Genomic DNA, 16,079 nt, shown 5'->3' with positions numbered 1-16,079 from the left:
TCGCCGAGACCCACCCCGAATTCATCCGCTACAAAACTCTCGGCGAAGTCGCTTACATGAAAGAGCAGACCGCCGCCGCCAAGGTAAACATGCGCCGGCACCCCGAACGCATCGTCCGCTGGACCATCCAGCGCATCTACTTCTTCTGGGCCAGCGTTCCCCACCCATTCGAGAAGTCTCAGTTAGTCGAATACACCCGCGAGATCAACTTCGGCTTCCTCAGCGTCACCGGAATCCTGGGCCTTCTGCTCTCGCTCCAGCGCCGCATCGCCGGGTCATGGCTCTTCGCCGCCATCTTCCTCATCCAGCCGGTCATCTACTACGCCGTCACAGTCCAGGCGCGCTTCCGCCACCCGCTCGAGCCCCTGATCACCATCTTCACGGTCTTTCTCTTCCAGTCCGCCCAGCCCCGAGTGCCCAAAGCTTCGCATACTTCGAGCTGACATAGAACGCGTGGAACAGGTTCAGCAGAAGCCCCTCTCGCCCATCCAGAAAACCGAGCCGGATCCCGTAGTTATAAACAAACGTAAGCGCCGGCCGAAGCACCACATCGGCGATCAACCCCGCCCTACGCCCATTCTTCGCAGCCTCGCTAGCGCCCAACGAGCTATACCGGTTCATGTGCTCGAAGTAGCTCTCAAGCGTCGGATAGGCATAGTGCAGCAGATTCCCCTTGAGCTTCTCCGTCGGCCCGTCGAACTTCATGCTCTCGTGAACCGCCCGCTCCTCAAACCACACCACTCCCTTACGAAACAGCCGTAGCTTCGCGTCAGGATAAAATCCCGCATGACGTATCCACCGCCCCAGAAAATAGTTCTTCCGGTTTACATAAAGCGCCTGGCATCCATCCGGCCCCGAAACAACCCGCGCAATCTCCCCGCGAAGCTCCTCATCCACCGCTTCGTCCGCGTCGAGCGACAACACCCACTCCCCGCCGCATTGCGAGATAGCAAAGTTCTTCTGCGCAGCGAACCCCAGCCACTCCTGCTCGATCACCCGCGCTCCCATCGCCCGCGCAATCTCGACCGATCCATCCGTCGATCCCGAATCGACCACCACCATCTCATCCGCCCACCGTATGCTCTCCAGCGTTCGCGCGAGGTTTGCCTCTTCGTTCTTCACGATCAACGCCACGGAGATCCGCACCGTCTCGAACTTCGGATCCATCAACACTCAACTCCCGTAATCCTGTCGTAACAAGTATCACCCAGCCCTGCCGAACCTCACCATGGCATCCTATGGTCTGAATGCCGCGACCCATCCTCAAAGCACTCGCCACCCTCCCCAAACTCGAGCGCAAGCCCGAGATCGATGCCCTGCGCGGCCTCTTTCTCGTCTGGATGACGCTCACCCATCTCCCCACCCACTTCAGCGACTTCGTCAACCAGCCCTTCGGCTTCGTCTCCTCCGCAGAGGGCTTCGTCTTCCTCTCCGCGCTGCTAGTCGCTCGACTCTACATACGCAAAGCCGCCGAAGACGAAGCCGCTCTCCGCGCGAAGCTCTGGAAACGCGCTCTCAAAATCTACGGATATCACGTCATTCTTCTTGCGCTCGCCTTCACCATCGCAGCGGCCTTCGCCGTCACGACGCATCGCGCAGCGCTCAGCAATCTGCTCGACTTCTATCTCGCCCATCCGGTCACTGCAATCGTTGGTTCACTGCTCCTGATCTACTGCCCGCCCCTGCTAGACATCCTCCCGATGTACGTCATCTTCCTTCTGCTCTCTCCCTATGTTCTCGCCTTCGCGGCCCGCCGAGGTTGGAAGCCTCTCCTTGCCCTCAGCACCTTCGTCTGGTTCCTCGCACAGTTCGGTCTTCGCCACTGGGTCCATGACCTCGTCGTGCGCGTCACTCACCTGCAAATCCCGCTCCAGCAAACCGGAGCCTTCAACCTCTTTTCCTGGCAGCTCATATGGCTGCTCGGCATGTGGATCGGTGCCCGCTCCGCCGATCCTCCCCCCAAAGGTGGCTTGCCCTTCCGCCATCTTCCCAGCTATGCCTACCCAATCGCTGCCGCCATCTGCCTCTTCTTCCTGGGCGTCCGGCACGGCTGGCTAGGCCCGCACCTCACCGAGCAGGCCCTCAGCCCACAACTCGACAAGTGGCAGCTCGCCGCCCCCCGCATGTTGAACCTCATCGGCTTCTCGATCCTCATCTACTGGTTCCGCAAGCCGGTCAAGCGCATCGTCCTCGTCGAGCCCTTCCTCACCCTTGGCAAGGCCTCGCTTGAAGTCTTCTGCGCTCACATCGTCTTCGTCTTCATCGCGCTGGCACTCCTCTACGGCGAGATCACCCAGCTCCGGGGCCTCTACGCTGCAGCGACGCTCATCCTCACCTTCGCTGGCCTCATCCTCATCGCCATCCGCGAGGTCCGCATCAAGCGCGAGGAAGCCATCGCAGCGAAGTCGCTGGTCTCGGAACAAACACCCTCTTCTTGAGCACTTTGTTTGTCATCCCCGAAGAGGATCTGCGTTTCGTTCCACGCTGACACTTATCCCCGAAGCCCGCATCAATGTTCCGCCGGAACCGTCTCCTCGACCTCTTCATCCACCACAGGCGCGATCGAAAGCACCTCTTCCCGCACCGGGAACACGAAGGACAGCGGCGCATCCAGCACCTCCCGCGCCAGGAACTTCACAATCTGCCACTGCTCCTCACGCGGAACTTCATACGCACGCAAAGCCACCAGTGACGCAATCGAGAAGCTCACGCCAAGGTTCAGCACAAAGGTGATCCCGATCCCCGCAATCGCATACCAAAGCCACCCATGCCCGAAAGAACTTGTCCCAAACCGAGCCGCCGCTAGCGCCAGCGTCCCCGTACTCAACGTGACGTGTCGAACATCCAGCGGAATCCCGAAGAACCTGGCCACCACGGGCGAAAATCCCAGCAGGTAACCCAGCACAATACTCGTGCTCCAACTGGCCAGGTTCCGCTCCAGCCAATCCGCCGCAAGCTTCATCTTCCGCGTCCCAAACCTCTGTCCCAGCGGGTGCTGCGCGACAGCTTCCGGCACCCGGTGATAGACGGCGAAGTTCTCGAACCATCCCCCGATCACCGCAGCCATCCACAACAACACGCCCGTAAACGCTGCGAAGATCGCTGTCCCCGAAGTGAACGGATGTAGCGTAGTCGTGACGTGATGAGCGCTCTCCTCCGCCAGGTAATGCGCTTTGAACATCCAGTCCCACAGGCGTTCAAAGGCAACAGCACCGACACACACTGCGATCACATTCGAAAACGCCGCCGCCAGTTGCGTCCTGGAGATATCCGCGGCAAACTCCGAGATCTTGCTGAACCGCGCCACGCCCCGGTTCTCGCGAATGATCCCCGCCAGTGTAGCCGCAGTCATAGACGGCTGCTTGGTCGCCAGCGCGAGCCCGAAGATCTGCAGCAAGATGAAGCTCACCGCGTAGTCGGTCCCAATAAAGAACCCTTCTATCGCCAGAGGAAAATGGCTCTCGATCAGCCGCATCTTCACCGCTGCGGTAAACACCGTCAGCAACCCGCCACCGGCAGCCGCGCGCCACATCCGCCAGTACGCTCCGTCGGAGTGCGCAATGTAGTGCTCGCCGCCCTGCCCCGTCCGCTCCACCGTCTTGCGCGCCAGCATATTCACGTTCTGGCCAATCAGCAGCCTCAGCCGCATATCGTCCAGCCGTCCGCGCACCAGCGTGTTCATCAACTCCCGCAGCGGCGAGTGGACCCTAGCGCTTGCGCCGGTATACACCGCCGCCAGCATATCCATCCGCACGAGGCTGCCCTCAATGCTGCGCAGGTCGTACACCAGCGCGGAACTCACGCCCGCATCTTCCATATGCAGATGAATCTGGTCCAGCTCTCCGATGCAGGCCGCGATCGCCCCCTGCAACATCCCAAACTCTTCCCGCCGTTCGAGCGTGCCCTCGGCGCGCATCATTCGCTCCGTAGCAAAGATCAGCAGGTAGAACGGCGACTCCTCCACATGCCGCGTGCTGCCTCGCTGCCGTATCGCAGCGGTAGCTCCGCGTCCGGCGACCCGCGTCGCCAGCAGGCACATCGCCTGCCGCAAATCTTCCTCCAGGTGCACCACCGCCGCTGGCGATAGAGCCAACACCCGCACCAGCCGCTCGAAGACGAATCCTTGCTGTCCGACAAATCGCTCTACTGCCTCCGGCGTCGAGAACACATCCGCGAAGATGCGTCCCGTATCCGACTCCTCACGCGCCGACGGGAGCAGCCTCTGAAAGACTCGCCCAACCAGTTCCCTCACCAGCGCATGGTGCCCTGGCAGCCCTGCCTCAGCGAACAGTGTCACCGAGTCCAGTTCCAGCAGCATCGCGTTCCAGCTTCTGCTGAATGCCGCGCTCAGCTCGCGGTCCTGCTCCATCATTCGGATCCAGCGCAGCAGACGCACCACGAACGCCCGATCGCTGCCAGTCCCCCAGATGAACCCGAAGAGCGTCGACGCTCTCCTTATCGCCACCGCAGTAGTGTCCGCCTCGCAGAAACCTTGCGTCAACCGGTAAAGCTCGTCATGCGCCAGGACAAACGTCGGCCGAGCCTTGAACCGTCGGCTCCGCAGCATCTTTCGAAATGTGCGAAGCATCGCCATTCAAAGAGAATAGACGCTTTCCGCCGACTCAAGACGCACAGGGGCGAGGAAAACTCCCCGCCCCTGTATGCACTTTCAAGTAAGAATTCCGCGACCTCGTCAAATAAGTTGCTTACTAGCTGGCAGTGCTGAGCCGCACCCCGCCATCACTCGTATGAATCGTCAGTAAAGCGCCGCCGCCATTCATCTTGCCGTGGATGTTATGTCCGGAACTATGCTTCGAGTTATACCCGTCCACCATCAGCGGCAGCGTGCTCATCAGGCCGCCATCGCGCGTCTGGATATCAAACTCCGCCGCAAAGTTCTTCGGAAGCACCATGGTCACGCCGCCATCGCTGCTCTCCACACGAGACTCGGTGCTCAGGTTTCCACCTTGCGACAGGTCCGCCTTGATCCCACCATCGCTGCTATGCAACTGGATCGCCGTGTAGGAACCGGCAATATCAATTCCTCCGTCAGAGGACCGAGCCTCCAGCGTTCCCGAGCTGTCCCTGATCCGAATCTGCCCATCGCTCGCCTGCAACTTCAGCGCCCCCGTCAGATGGTCCAGCATCTGCCCGCCATCGCTCGTCCGGAGATTCATCTCTCCATGCAGTCCGCTCACGACCAGCCCGCCATCCTCAGTTCGAGCGTCCAACGACACCTCGGACGGAGTCTCCACCACTACCTCGGACTTTCGTTCCGACCCATGCCAGCTCACGTGCAGATGCGGCTTCTCTTTGAACGAAAAGTTCACCGCATTCCCGCTTTGTCCCTCCTGCAACAGGAAGTCCGAAAGACTCCTGTTCTTCAACACCACCTTCACGTGTACCTGCGTACAACTCCCGCAGGATCGCACCGTCAATCCGCTGTCCCCGGTCTCGAACACCAGCTTCGCCTGACTGGATACGGGATAACTCTTCTCCCACGCCACTCCATCCTGAGCCTGGGCGGCGACACTCACGGCAAGCACAGCGGACATAGCAAACACGACACCGGTGATCTTCATAGGTTGAGCTCCTTTCACCTCAATACGCAGCCCATCCGCCAAAGTTCCGGCCATCTCTATGCTCTACCAAACCTCTGTCTCCGGACAGGGCCACACCCTCCGCGTAAACTAGATCTCATGATCGACGAAGCGACCTTCCGCCGTGCCTCCGATACCGCCCTCGAAGCCCTCAAGCAGTCCCTGATCGCCGCAGAGGAAGAAGGCGGCTTCGAAGCCGAGGACAACAACGGCGTCCTCAACATCCTCTTCGAGGACGGCACCGGCAAGTTCGTCTTCACCCCGAACACACCCGTGCGTCAGATTTGGATCTCCGCCCAATCCACCAGCTTCAAGCTCGACTGGTCCGAGACAACATCGGCCTTCGTCCTTCCAAAGACCGGCGAGGCGCTGACCCAACTCACCCAGCGCCTCCTCCGCGAACATCTCTCCGACGACAGCATCACCCTCTAGCCGTTAGCGAACTCCGCGAAATCCCTCGTCGTACCCACGCAGATAGCTGTCCCTGTAGCTATGCCGGTACACATCGAAAGGCCCCAGCGCAGGATCGTACCCTGGCGTCGCGCGGAAGTTCCGATCATGCTGCGGCTGATAAGCGCCACCGCGATAAGCATCGCGAGCCCCATCGTCTCTGCCCGCAATATGTCCGTTCCGCTGCGCGATCTCGACCAGCGGGGGCCGCTGTGCGTATCCCATAGGCGGCGGGGGCGGAGGCGCTGCCGCGTAATAGTATCCGTGGTGCGATGAGCAGCCTGTTACCGCCAGCATCAATGCCGCACCGACCGTCAAAAAGAGTGCCTTTGAATAACGTCCCGCGTTAGAAAACTTCATCTGGATAATCCCTCTGCCACACCCAGCCTTTGCAGGAGCGGCCTTTCTTCCGGTAAAAACGCGTTCCGAATAGAAAGGTTGCAGAAAAAGAAGTTGCGGTAGAACCCAGATTTTCTTATCTCATCGAGTGAAGCAGGACCTAGATCTTCACCCTCACGCTCGGCAGACTCACAACAAACTCCGTCCGCCCCGGCTGCGAAGAAAACCGGATCGTCCCGCCATACTGGTCCACGATCTTGTTCACGATGCCCAGTCCCAGCCCCGTGCCCACACCCACTTCCTTCGTCGTATAAAAAAGATCGAAGATATGCGGCTGAATATCGAGAGGAATTCCCACCCCGTCATCGGCGATGCTGATGAGAATGTACGGAACCCCAAACCTCTCCTCGGTCCACGTCTTCAGCTCAATCCTGCCGTGCTGCTGTAACGCGTCGATCGCATTATCCAGGATGTTCGTCCACACCTGGTTCAAACCGGATAGCTCCGTCTGCAGCAGAGGAAGTGTGTTGTCGAAGTTCTTCTCGACAGCGATCTCCTTCTCGCGCATCTTGTGCCCAAGAATCACCAATGTGGCATGGATGCTGTCGTTGACATTGATCGACTGCTTCGATCCCTTGCCCTCGTAGGCATACGACTTCACAGCATGGACCAGCTCCGTCACACGGCCGATGCTCTCCTCGATCATGCCTACCAGCTGCATGCTCGAGACCAGCGCTTCCAGCCAACTCAGGCAGTCGGAAAATAGCTCTGGTTGAAACTCCTGCCGCGCACACATCAAATCAGGCGCGGAGATTCCGACCGACACTAACGTGGGAGCCAGCTTCCACGCATTTTCAATGTGCGCCTCTTCCATCCACGTCGCCAATTCCTCTTCGGCATCGCTTTGCTCGAGAGAGTTCATCCGAATCGGCTTTTCCGCCTGCATCGCATGACCTTGCAGATCAAAGAGGCAGTCCTTTTGCTCTACGCTCAACTCCGTCCGGCTCAACCGCGTGCTCAGCTCATGCATTCGCTGCAAGTTCTGCCGTAACTGCGAGGCCGCCCGTCTCGCCGCTGTGCCCGGATTGTTCAACTCATGCATCAGCCCCGCTGCCATCGTGCCCAGCGACGCCATCTTCTCGTGCTGCAGCGTCATGGTCTGATGCTTCGTGAATCGCTGCGCCATGTTCCGCAAAATTGCCTTGCGAACCTGTGGGCAGCTCGTCATCAACTCCCAGAACGACTCTTCATCCAGCAGCAGCAGATAGCTTGGCTGCATCGCACGCACAGTTCCCGACACGGGAAGATTGGCCAGCAACGGAAGCTCGCCAAAGGCAGTACCTGCACTGTAGGAAGCGACCTCGACCTCTTCCTGCTTGCCTGTCTTGTGGAAGATGCTGATCCTTCCCTCAAGCAGGATCACAAAGTGTTTGACCGACTCGCCCTGCTGGATCATCACATCGCCGGGAGCCATGTGGACCTGCTGGACGTCCGTCATGCACTCAAACTCTTCGTCCTTCAACGACTCGAAGATCGAGACTCCGCGTAGAAGACTGAGCAATTTCGGCGTCATCTCGCCAACCGGGGACACATCGAGTTGCTCGATCCCCACCTTACCGACCTCCGAGCTGGACATCTCGTTCATCCTTGCGTCGACTCCTGATTCAACTGCCCTACCGACCCTTGCATATTCCTCCCGCACATAACGTCTCTCAATCCCACAAACGATCCTGCCCTACAGCGTTGCCAGATATTGATGCACGAACTGGATCGCAATCGACCCCTCGCCCACAGCGGAAGCGCATCGCTTTACTGACCCATGGCGCACATCGCCCGCCACAAAGACTCCCGGAACGCTCGTCTCGAGCAGATACGGATCGCGGTCCTTCAGCGGAAATTGTGTCCCCGCAATCTTGAGATCGGGGCCCGCAAGAATAAATCCCTTGTTGTCGACGGCGATCGCCCGGGGCAGCCAGTCCGTCTTCGGAGCCGCTCCTATAAAGATGAAGACCGACGAAGCCTGCCGCGTCTCTTCACCCTTGGGCGTCAACAGCGTCACGCACTCCAGATGTTCACCGCCGCCCATAGCCACAATCTCCGTGTTCGTCTCAACGATGATGTTCTCGGTCGACTCAATCTGATCCACCAGGTACCGCGACATCCCTTTCTCCAGCGAGTCGCCGCGCACCAGCAGGTGTACCGTCGCCGCATAGCGGGAGAAGTGCATCGCCGCCTGCCCCGCCGAGTTCGCCCCGCCGATGACGTACACAATCTCATCCTTGCAGGCGTGTGCCTCGGTCTGCGCTGCGCCATAGTAGACGCCCGCGCCCGTGAAGCGATCTGCCCCCGGAATATCCAGCATGCAGTACGAAACTCCCGTAGAGATCAGGCAGACGTGGCACGTGACCTCCCGGCCGTCCTCCATCATCACGATGTGATACTGCCCCTCATTCCGGATACAGGTGACCCGCTGAGTAAGGAACTCCGCACCCAGCCGATTGGCCTGAAGATAAGCCCGCTTGCCCAGCTCCTCGCCGCTCAGGCCCTCTGGAAAGCCCAGATAATTTTCAATTCTGGAACTTGAACCCGCCTGTCCGCCCGGCGCGACCGGTTCGACGACCAACGTCCGCAGTCCTTCGGACGCTCCGTAAACCCCCGCAGCCAGCCCCGCCGGCCCGGCACCCACGACGACCACGTCGTAAAACTCCTGCTGTGCCTGCGTCCTCAGACCAACCTTCGAGGCGATCTCGGTCGTACTCGGCTGCACCAACGCCGTGCCGTCCCCAAACAGGATCACTGGCAGCTTCGCGTCGTCGATACCCTTTTCGCGCAGCAGACCAAGCGCCTCGGGATTCTGCTGTGGATTCAGCCACATGTACGGAATTCTGTTCCGGGAAAGAAAGTCCCGCACCGCATGGTCGGTAGGCGACCACCGCGGCCCAATCACACGAATGCCTTCAAATGGAGCCTTATATCCCTGCTTCCAGGATTCCAGCAGGTCCGACAGCACCGGGTAAAGCTTTTCTTCAGGCGGATCCCACGGTTTATTCAAGTAATAGTGGATCTTCGCCGCATTGATCGCACGGATAGCGGCCTCTGTATCCGCATACGCCGTCAGCAGCACGCGCTTGGCATCGGGATAGATCGGGATCACCTGCTGCAGGAGGTCGACACCTGTCATCCCCGGCATCCGCTGATCCGAAAGGAACAACGCAACCACCTCGTTGCGCTCCTTCAGTTGCGTGCAGGTATCAAGCGCCGCCTGTCCCGAAGCCGCCCGGATGATCCGGTAAAACTGGCCGTACTGCCGCCTGAGGTCCTGGACAACCGCCTCAAGCACACTCACATCATCATCAATCGCAAACAGAATTGGTTTGGGCATGAAAAAGCTTTCTCTATCTCCGGTCCAATACCAGTATCAGCTATCTGCTTGCCACCGCTGGCCAGCCGCGCCAATACCACATTCGATACCCTAAATACCTCTCAGGGTTCATTAATTTACCTTGTCACGTACCGTTACTTACGTTACCGTACTTGCTGAACGACCTTGTACGAATTGAATACATTGAATCCCCGTCTGCCGCTTACGCCGATGAGGTGTTTGCAGGACGGAGTTCTAGCTGCCGTGGAGAGATATATCTATGAATAGAATCATACTTGGGGACAACCAGGCCATCTTTCGCGCGGGTGCCGCCCGACTGCTGGCCATGGAAGACGATGTGCGGATCGTAGCACAGTGCGACAACGGTGCTCGCCTGCTCGCAGCCGTCGAAGCCAACCGTGGCGCAGTGATCCTTCTATCGACCGGGCTCAACATCGACCTCCCCGCTCTGCTTATCCAGACCAAGCAGCTATCCAGCCGCGTGATCCTCATCACCGAGAAGGCCGAAGAACTTCCCGACCACGTCATCTCCAACCTCGACGGCGTCATCTCCCGCAATATTGCCGGCCCGGATCTTATCGACACAATCCGTCGCGTCTCCCATGGCCTGCGCTGCGTACGCCACTCCGGCGTCACTACCATGCGCGCCCAGGATAGCGTCGGCGAGCGTGTCCGCGACCGCCTCACCCCAAAGGAGATGCAGATAGTCGCCCTAATCGTCCAGGGCTGCAAAAACAAGGACATCGCCGCTCAGCTGAACACCAAGGAGCAGGTGATCAAGAACTACCTGCGCAACATCTACGATAAGACCGGCGTCTCCGACCGTCTCGAGCTGGCACTCTTCACGATCCACCACCGCAACCTTGCCGAAGCCGCCGCTAAGGTAGGCGAACTCCTCCGTAAGAAGACCGCCTAGAGAATCTCCCTCCCGCCAACGGGCGGGCCACGCAAAGCGTTATACAAGTCACGAAGTGACCGCCCCGCGCGCAGCGGGACTTTTATACGCCCGTCACCTTATCCGCAATCGACTTCGCCTGCGTAAACAGCAGCAGATAGTCCGGCCCACCCGCCTTCGAGTCCGTTCCGCTCATATTGAACCCACCAAACGGGTGCGCCCCGACCATAGCTCCCGTGCATTTCCGGTTGAAGTATAGATTCCCGACGAAGAACTCCTCCCGCGCCCGCTCCAAATGCTCGCGCGAGTTCGAGTACACCGCCCCGGTCAGCCCATACTCGGTGTTGTTCGCGATCTCCAGAGCCTCATCGAAGCTCTGTGACTTGATCACCGCCAGCACCGGCCCAAAGATCTCCTCCTGCGCAATCCGTGCGGTAGGCGAAACATCCGCAATCACCGTCGGAGCGATAAAGTAGCCCTTCTCAGCCGTCTCGACTGCCGCGCCGCCCGTCAATAGCCGCCCTTCACCCTTGCCAATCTCGATATAGTCCAGCACCCGCTTGTAAGCGAGCGGGCTGATCACCGGTCCGGCATAGAAGTTCTTCGCCGGATCGCCCTGTTTGATCGCCTCGACCCGCTCCACCAGCCGGTCGCAGAAGACGTCATAAATCGCCGCATCCACAATCACCCGCGAACACGCCGAGCACTTCTGCCCATTGAACCCGAACGCACTCGCCGCAACCCCATCAACCGCCGCCTCAATATCGCAATCGCGGTCCACGATAATCGAGTCCTTACCACCCATCTCCAGCACCGTCCGCTTGATCCAGATCTGCCCGGCGCGCGTCTTGGCGGCACTTTCATGAATCTCAAGCCCAACCTTCTTCGAGCCCGTAAATGCGATAAACCGTGTCTTAGGGTGCGCCACAACCTCCGAGCCAAACTCCGGCCCCTCGCCCGGACAGAAGTTCACCACGCCATCCGGCAACCCAATCTCCTGCAGCAACTCATAAAAGATCGCAGCGATCGTCGAAGCATCGACCGAAGGCTTCAGGATGACGGTATTTCCGGTCACAATCGCCGCCGCCGTCATCCCCGCCATAATCGCAAACGGGAAGTTCCACGGCGGAATCACCGCGCCCACGCCCAGCGGAATGTACTTCAACTGGTTCTTCTCGCCGGGATACTGGATCGGCGTCTTCGCCTCATTTAGCCGCAGCGCCTCACGCGCGTAAAACTCCAGGAAGTCAATGCACTCGGCGACATCGGCGTCAGCCTCGGCCCAATTCTTTCCCACTTCATACGTCAGCCACGCGCAGAACTCGAACTTGCGCTCGCGAATCAGCTCCGCCGCCTGCAGCAGAAACTGCACTCGCTCGCTCACTGGCCGCTTGCTCCACGAAGCGAACGCTCTATGCGCCGAAGCAATCGCAGTCTCAACATGCTCCGCTCCTGCCCGCTGATGCGTGCCGACGACCTGCGAAGGATTCGCTGGATTAACCGAAACGATCTTTCCGGTCGTCTTGATCGGCTGACCGCCGATCACCATGTCGTACTCGCGCCCCAGCTTCGCGTACACAGAAGCCAGCGCGGCCTCCATAGCAATCTTGTTCTCAGACGCGGAGAAATCAACGAAAAGCTCGGTAGCAAAGGGAGAGAGTTCAGCAACGGCGGGCTGAATCGTGAGAGTGGCCATACCTCGATTCTACGCTGGCCCGCCCATCACCCGCAGCACGAAGCTCACCCCGCAGTCAGCTTCTCCGTCTCCGCCGACATCTTCGCCGTCCTGTCCAGTTTGTCCCAGTTGAACGGCTTCCCGTCCACAGCGCGCTTCACCGTCTTCAGCAACACCAGCGAAAACACCTGCCGGTACGTGAACCGCTGTATCCAGATGTGCACCAGCAGCCACCAATCCCCTTTGCTCGCCTGGTGTTTCCGTTCCAGCGCGAACGCGACCGCCGAAGCCGCAAAATCGATTACCGTAAATGTCAGAAAAAACGCAATCAGCTTATACAAGCTGGCTGTCGAAGCTGATTCGGGATGAAAGTAGTGGTCGATGAAATAGTGGAAGATCCCCGCCACAAACATCAGGTCGATCAACGGCGAAACCAGCGGCAGCAAAATCTGGAAGATCAAGATGTTCGGCAGCGCAAACAGCCCCATCGCCCGGTGTTTCCGAATCGCGCCTTTATGTTTATAGATGGCCTGCAGAATTCCGAACGACCACCGGAACCTCTGCCGCATCAGCCCATCCGCATTCACCGGCGCCTCGGTAAACGCCAACGCCTGGTCCTCGTAGATCACCGAGTAGCCTTGCTCCAGGATGTTCATCGTCAGGTCGGCATCCTCGGCCACGGTGTTCGTGTGATAGCCATTCCCGGCTTTGACCGCCTCCGTCCGCCAAGCGCCAATCGCGCCCGGCACCACCATCACCACATCGAACAGATCCAGCGCTCGCCGCTCAAAGTTCTGGCTGGTGATGTACTCCAGCGCCTGCCATCGAGTCCACAGATTCACTCGATTGCCCACCTTCGCATTTCCCGCGACTGCTCCAATCTTCGGATTCGCAAAGTGCGGCACCAGCCGCGTAATCGCGTCATGCGCAATCACGCCATCCGCATCAATGCCGACATAAATATCCTCATCCACGTAGTCCAGAGCGTAGTTCAACGCATCAGCCTTGCCGCCGTTCGGCTTGGTCAACACCGTCAGACGACCCGCCTCAATCTCCTTCGGATACGCCGCCCGCGCCACCTCGCTGGTGCGGTCCTTCGATCCATCGTCGATCACGATGATGTGCATGTTCTTGTAGTTCGACATCATCACAGAACGGATCGTCCGCACGATGACCAACTCTTCGTTGTAAGCCGGAATCAGCACCGCCACGCGCGGATTGTAGTCATCCGGCGCAAAGTTCTTCCGCTTGCGCAGCCGATCGATGATGGCAAACAGTCCGATAATGATCAGCCGTCCCGTCATCAAAATGTCGCCGACAAAAAACACGGCCACAACAAAGTGGTTGAAGAACGAGATAAAGAAGAACGCAACAGAGTCCGCAAATGCCAGCGACCGCTGCCGCCATCCCATCAAGGGAACCATTACCTGTTCGCGCGTCTGTCCGACCAGCTGCGATACGGGAACAATCTGATATCCCCGCGCCTGCAGCGCTTCAATCAGTACCGGCAGTGCCGCTACCGTTGCCGAACGATCCCCTCCACCATCATGCAGAAGGATGACCGAACCACGACCCCACGGATTCTTCTCCATCGCATCGATTTGCCGGAAGACGCTGTCCCGAATCTCTTCCGGCGACTTCCGTGGATGCTCGTCCCAATCATCCGTATCGATCTTGTTGCCCACCACTACGTAGCCGAGGTTCTGGATCAGCTCCACCGGAGCAGCCTGGTCGTTGGTATCAGGCTCCTGGTCGATCGAGTACGGAGGCCTGAAATAAAGTGGGTTCACTCCAAGCTTCGCCGCAAACAGCCGCTCCGTCGCCACTACCTGCAGCTTCACCTGCGCACTTGATATGCCGCTGATGTCCGGGTGCGTGAACGTGTGGTTCCCGATCTCGTGGCCTTCGCGGTAAACCCGCTTCATCACGCCAACATTGTTCTCCGCCTCCTCGCCAATCATGAAGAATGTTCCCGACACGCTGTACTTCTTCAACACGTCCAGAATCTTCGGAGTCCACTCCGGATCTGGCCCATCGTCGAACGACAGCGCCACCTTCTTCTTGTTGTAGCCGACATACTGCACCGTGTAGGGCAGCGGATACGACTTCATCTGCTCGTTCACCACGCTGCGCTGGTCCATCGGGACTTCGTCGTCATCTTCGAGCGTCATCGTGCGCTGGCCACTCTGCGGCTTCCTGGTGACCCGCATGATGTCGCCCTCGCCCTCGTCGTCAACGTCATATCCCGGCTCAACCTGCCCCAGGTCTTTCCACGCATCAACCCGTTGCGGCTTGTCCCATATCTTCCACAGCGAATCGTCTTCCGAGCCGAGTCGCCAAAGACCAATCGTCTGGATGCCCAAGGCCCGCGCCGCGCGCATCTCGTTCAATACGGTCACGCCGTCGAGAAACCAGACCTGGTGCCGGACCTTCGCGTCCTCATCGTCATAGGCGAAGTGCGCATTCATTGCATCAGGATCGAACTGCACCTGCGCATCCGCGTCCGAAGCTGCCTGCCACGCCTCCTGCGTGGAAAGCGCCGTCGCATTCAGCACCTTCGCTGGAGCCGACTCCGCAACCTTCTTTCCCTTCACTACCTTCGCCGGACCGGGCGGCGGCAACGCTGTCGTCCAGTCGTAGCCATAGCTGCCCAGCGAGCAGATGATCTTCTCTTTTGGCACGACCTTCAGGACGTTCTTCAGGTTGTCGATAAACCAATCCTGCGACGCAATCGGCCCCGGCTGGCTGTCCACCTGGTGCTCGTCATAGTTCATGATCATCAACCCGTCCGAGTGGTCGGCCATGAACTTCAGGTCATAGTCTGGATCGCTGACCGGCGTGTTGATATAGAGCTTCAGATTCCGGCGATGGAAGTCGTTGTAGACCGCTTCGATCAGCGCACGATATCCAGGCTGGGCCGCTGTCGGAATCTCCTCCAGATCGAGCGCTATCCCCCGATACAAAGTGTTCTTCGCCAGAAATGTATCGATCTCAGTTACAAATCGCGCCCGCGAGGCATCGCTCTCCAAAAAGTCGCCTACCAGCGGAACAAACATTCCTTTCCTAGGATCAAAGTTGTTCACCAGCGGAAAGACTTCCGTATCTTCATGGGCATCGGAGATCGCCCGCGCTACCTTGTTCTCGCGATCGACTCCATGCACCCCCGACCGGTCAACAATCGAAAACGCAGTATTGTCGATCGTATTCGCCGTGATGTCTCCGTCCGTGCCCACCACGTGTAGCCAATCCGGGAACAGCAGATCGATCTGCTTGATGTGCTGCTTCAGCGAAGGGTAGCTCGAAGGGTCCCACTCCACGTAGTACGCAGCGCGCAGACCTTCACCCGAGTTCAACGTGATATCGGATGGGGCCTTGTCAGTCTTCCGGTGCGGAGCACGCCGCAGCTTCTGCGCCGTCGTCTTCGCGGTCGCAGGCTTCGCCTCCAGAGCGCGATAGTTGTGCTGCGTCGCTGGCAGCAGAAGCTCCTTCATCGGCTTCACCCGCAGCAATCCGATAATGAAGATCACGCCTACGACCAGCCCCAGCAGCGCCGCGACGTCCAGGACGCGCCGCAGCCGCTTCCAGCGTCTTCTTTGTGGATCGTAAAAAACCTGTTGGCTCACGACTGCCTACTCGCTAAAGGGAAGAAACACCGAGATATCGTTTGGGGACGGAGCACTGAAGCCAATCGTAGTGACACCTCATCCTCCAGTCAACGCATTGCATCTTCAGTATGAT

General features: G+C 59.0%; 12 protein-coding genes. 4 read left to right on the top strand and 8 right to left on the bottom strand.

From position 1 onward, the window contains the following. Positions 1–56 precede the first annotated feature (56 nt). The gene (locus tag HDF16_RS30645) at positions 57–443 is read left to right on the top strand and encodes a hypothetical protein (protein ID WP_246409028.1); all 387 of its coding nucleotides are present in this window, start codon (positions 57–59) and stop codon (positions 441–443) included. Here HDF16_RS30645 and HDF16_RS11765 read toward each other — a convergent pair. Continuing rightward, on the bottom strand, positions 379–1,167 hold the full coding sequence (locus HDF16_RS11765; protein ID WP_184216797.1) for a glycosyltransferase family 2 protein: 789 nt from the start codon (positions 1,165–1,167) through the stop codon (positions 379–381). The two genes, HDF16_RS30645 and HDF16_RS11765, sit on opposite strands and share 65 nt — an antisense overlap. 80 nt (positions 1,168–1,247) lie before the next feature. On the opposite strand from HDF16_RS11765, the gene opgC reads away from it, so the two are divergent. Next, entirely contained in the window at positions 1,248–2,438 is a 1,191-nt protein-coding gene (gene opgC / locus HDF16_RS11760; RefSeq protein WP_184216795.1) for an OpgC domain-containing protein, read from the top strand. A gap of 71 nt (positions 2,439–2,509) precedes the next feature. Here the strand turns inward: opgC and HDF16_RS11755 are convergent, their stop codons facing one another. Both HDF16_RS11755 and HDF16_RS11750 read right to left on the bottom strand, forming a co-directional pair. Beyond that, positions 2,510–4,588 carry a site-specific recombinase gene (locus tag HDF16_RS11755; protein WP_221312689.1) on the bottom strand — a complete coding sequence of 693 codons (2,079 nt, stop codon included), beginning with the start codon at positions 4,586–4,588 and terminating at the stop codon, positions 2,510–2,512. A gap of 121 nt (positions 4,589–4,709) precedes the next feature. Further along, the gene (locus HDF16_RS11750) at positions 4,710–5,582 is read right to left on the bottom strand and encodes a DUF4097 family beta strand repeat-containing protein (protein WP_184216791.1); all 873 of its coding nucleotides are present in this window, start codon (positions 5,580–5,582) and stop codon (positions 4,710–4,712) included. A 117-nt stretch (positions 5,583–5,699) separates the two neighbouring features. On the opposite strand from HDF16_RS11750, the gene cyaY reads away from it, so the two are divergent. Next, positions 5,700–6,032 carry an iron donor protein CyaY gene (gene cyaY / locus HDF16_RS11745; protein WP_184216789.1) on the top strand — a complete coding sequence of 111 codons (333 nt, stop codon included), beginning with the start codon at positions 5,700–5,702 and terminating at the stop codon, positions 6,030–6,032. 3 nt (positions 6,033–6,035) lie between these two features. Here cyaY and HDF16_RS11740 read toward each other — a convergent pair whose 3' ends face one another. The 3 genes from HDF16_RS11740 to HDF16_RS11730 all read right to left on the bottom strand — a co-directional run bounded on the left by HDF16_RS11740 (position 6,036) and on the right by HDF16_RS11730 (position 9,771). Beyond that, positions 6,036–6,410 (bottom strand): hypothetical protein, encoded by a 375-nt coding sequence (locus HDF16_RS11740; protein WP_184216787.1) that lies wholly within the window; start codon positions 6,408–6,410, stop codon positions 6,036–6,038. A gap of 139 nt (positions 6,411–6,549) precedes the next feature. After that, positions 6,550–8,025 (bottom strand): ATP-binding protein, encoded by a 1,476-nt coding sequence (locus HDF16_RS11735; RefSeq protein WP_184216785.1) that lies wholly within the window; start codon positions 8,023–8,025, stop codon positions 6,550–6,552. 99 nt (positions 8,026–8,124) lie between these two features. Next, on the bottom strand, positions 8,125–9,771 hold the full coding sequence (locus HDF16_RS11730; RefSeq protein ID WP_184216784.1) for an FAD-dependent oxidoreductase: 1,647 nt from the start codon (positions 9,769–9,771) through the stop codon (positions 8,125–8,127). 259 nt (positions 9,772–10,030) lie between these two features. On the opposite strand from HDF16_RS11730, the gene HDF16_RS11725 reads away from it, so the two are divergent. Further along, positions 10,031–10,687: a response regulator transcription factor gene (locus HDF16_RS11725; RefSeq protein ID WP_184216782.1), complete on the top strand. Its 657-nt coding sequence runs from the start codon at positions 10,031–10,033 to the stop codon at positions 10,685–10,687. 82 nt (positions 10,688–10,769) lie between these two features. Here HDF16_RS11725 and pruA read toward each other — a convergent pair whose 3' ends face one another. Together pruA and HDF16_RS11715 are read right to left on the bottom strand one after the other, a co-directional pair. Then, a complete protein-coding gene (gene pruA / locus HDF16_RS11720; RefSeq protein ID WP_184216780.1) occupies positions 10,770–12,362 on the bottom strand; it encodes an L-glutamate gamma-semialdehyde dehydrogenase in 1,593 nt (530 codons plus the stop codon). A gap of 44 nt (positions 12,363–12,406) precedes the next feature. Further along, the gene (locus HDF16_RS11715) at positions 12,407–15,964 is read right to left on the bottom strand and encodes a polysaccharide deacetylase family protein (RefSeq protein ID WP_184216778.1); all 3,558 of its coding nucleotides are present in this window, start codon (positions 15,962–15,964) and stop codon (positions 12,407–12,409) included. Positions 15,965–16,079: the final 115 nt, after the last annotated feature.

This window comes from Granulicella aggregans (genome assembly GCF_014203275.1).
Taxonomy (GTDB): Bacteria; Acidobacteriota; Terriglobia; order Terriglobales; family Acidobacteriaceae; genus Edaphobacter.
The sequence above is the reverse complement of the archived record's forward strand: the minus strand, read 5'-3'. Positions and strand labels throughout refer to the sequence as shown.

Coding starts and splice junctions, on each gene's coding strand:
- HDF16_RS30645 (WP_246409028.1), top strand. CDS start 57: ATGAAAGAGCAGACCGCCGCCGCCAAGGTAAACATGCGCCGGCACCCC.
- HDF16_RS11765 (WP_184216797.1), bottom strand. CDS start 1,167: ATGGATCCGAAGTTCGAGACGGTGCGGATCTCCGTGGCGTTGATCGTG.
- opgC (WP_184216795.1), top strand. CDS start 1,248: ATGCCGCGACCCATCCTCAAAGCACTCGCCACCCTCCCCAAACTCGAG.
- HDF16_RS11755 (WP_221312689.1), bottom strand. CDS start 4,588: ATGCTTCGCACATTTCGAAAGATGCTGCGGAGCCGACGGTTCAAGGCT.
- HDF16_RS11750 (WP_184216791.1), bottom strand. CDS start 5,582: ATGAAGATCACCGGTGTCGTGTTTGCTATGTCCGCTGTGCTTGCCGTG.
- cyaY (WP_184216789.1), top strand. CDS start 5,700: ATGATCGACGAAGCGACCTTCCGCCGTGCCTCCGATACCGCCCTCGAA.
- HDF16_RS11740 (WP_184216787.1), bottom strand. CDS start 6,410: ATGAAGTTTTCTAACGCGGGACGTTATTCAAAGGCACTCTTTTTGACG.
- HDF16_RS11735 (WP_184216785.1), bottom strand. CDS start 8,025: ATGTCCAGCTCGGAGGTCGGTAAGGTGGGGATCGAGCAACTCGATGTG.
- HDF16_RS11730 (WP_184216784.1), bottom strand. CDS start 9,771: ATGCCCAAACCAATTCTGTTTGCGATTGATGATGATGTGAGTGTGCTT.
- HDF16_RS11725 (WP_184216782.1), top strand. CDS start 10,031: ATGAATAGAATCATACTTGGGGACAACCAGGCCATCTTTCGCGCGGGT.
- pruA (WP_184216780.1), bottom strand. CDS start 12,362: ATGGCCACTCTCACGATTCAGCCCGCCGTTGCTGAACTCTCTCCCTTT.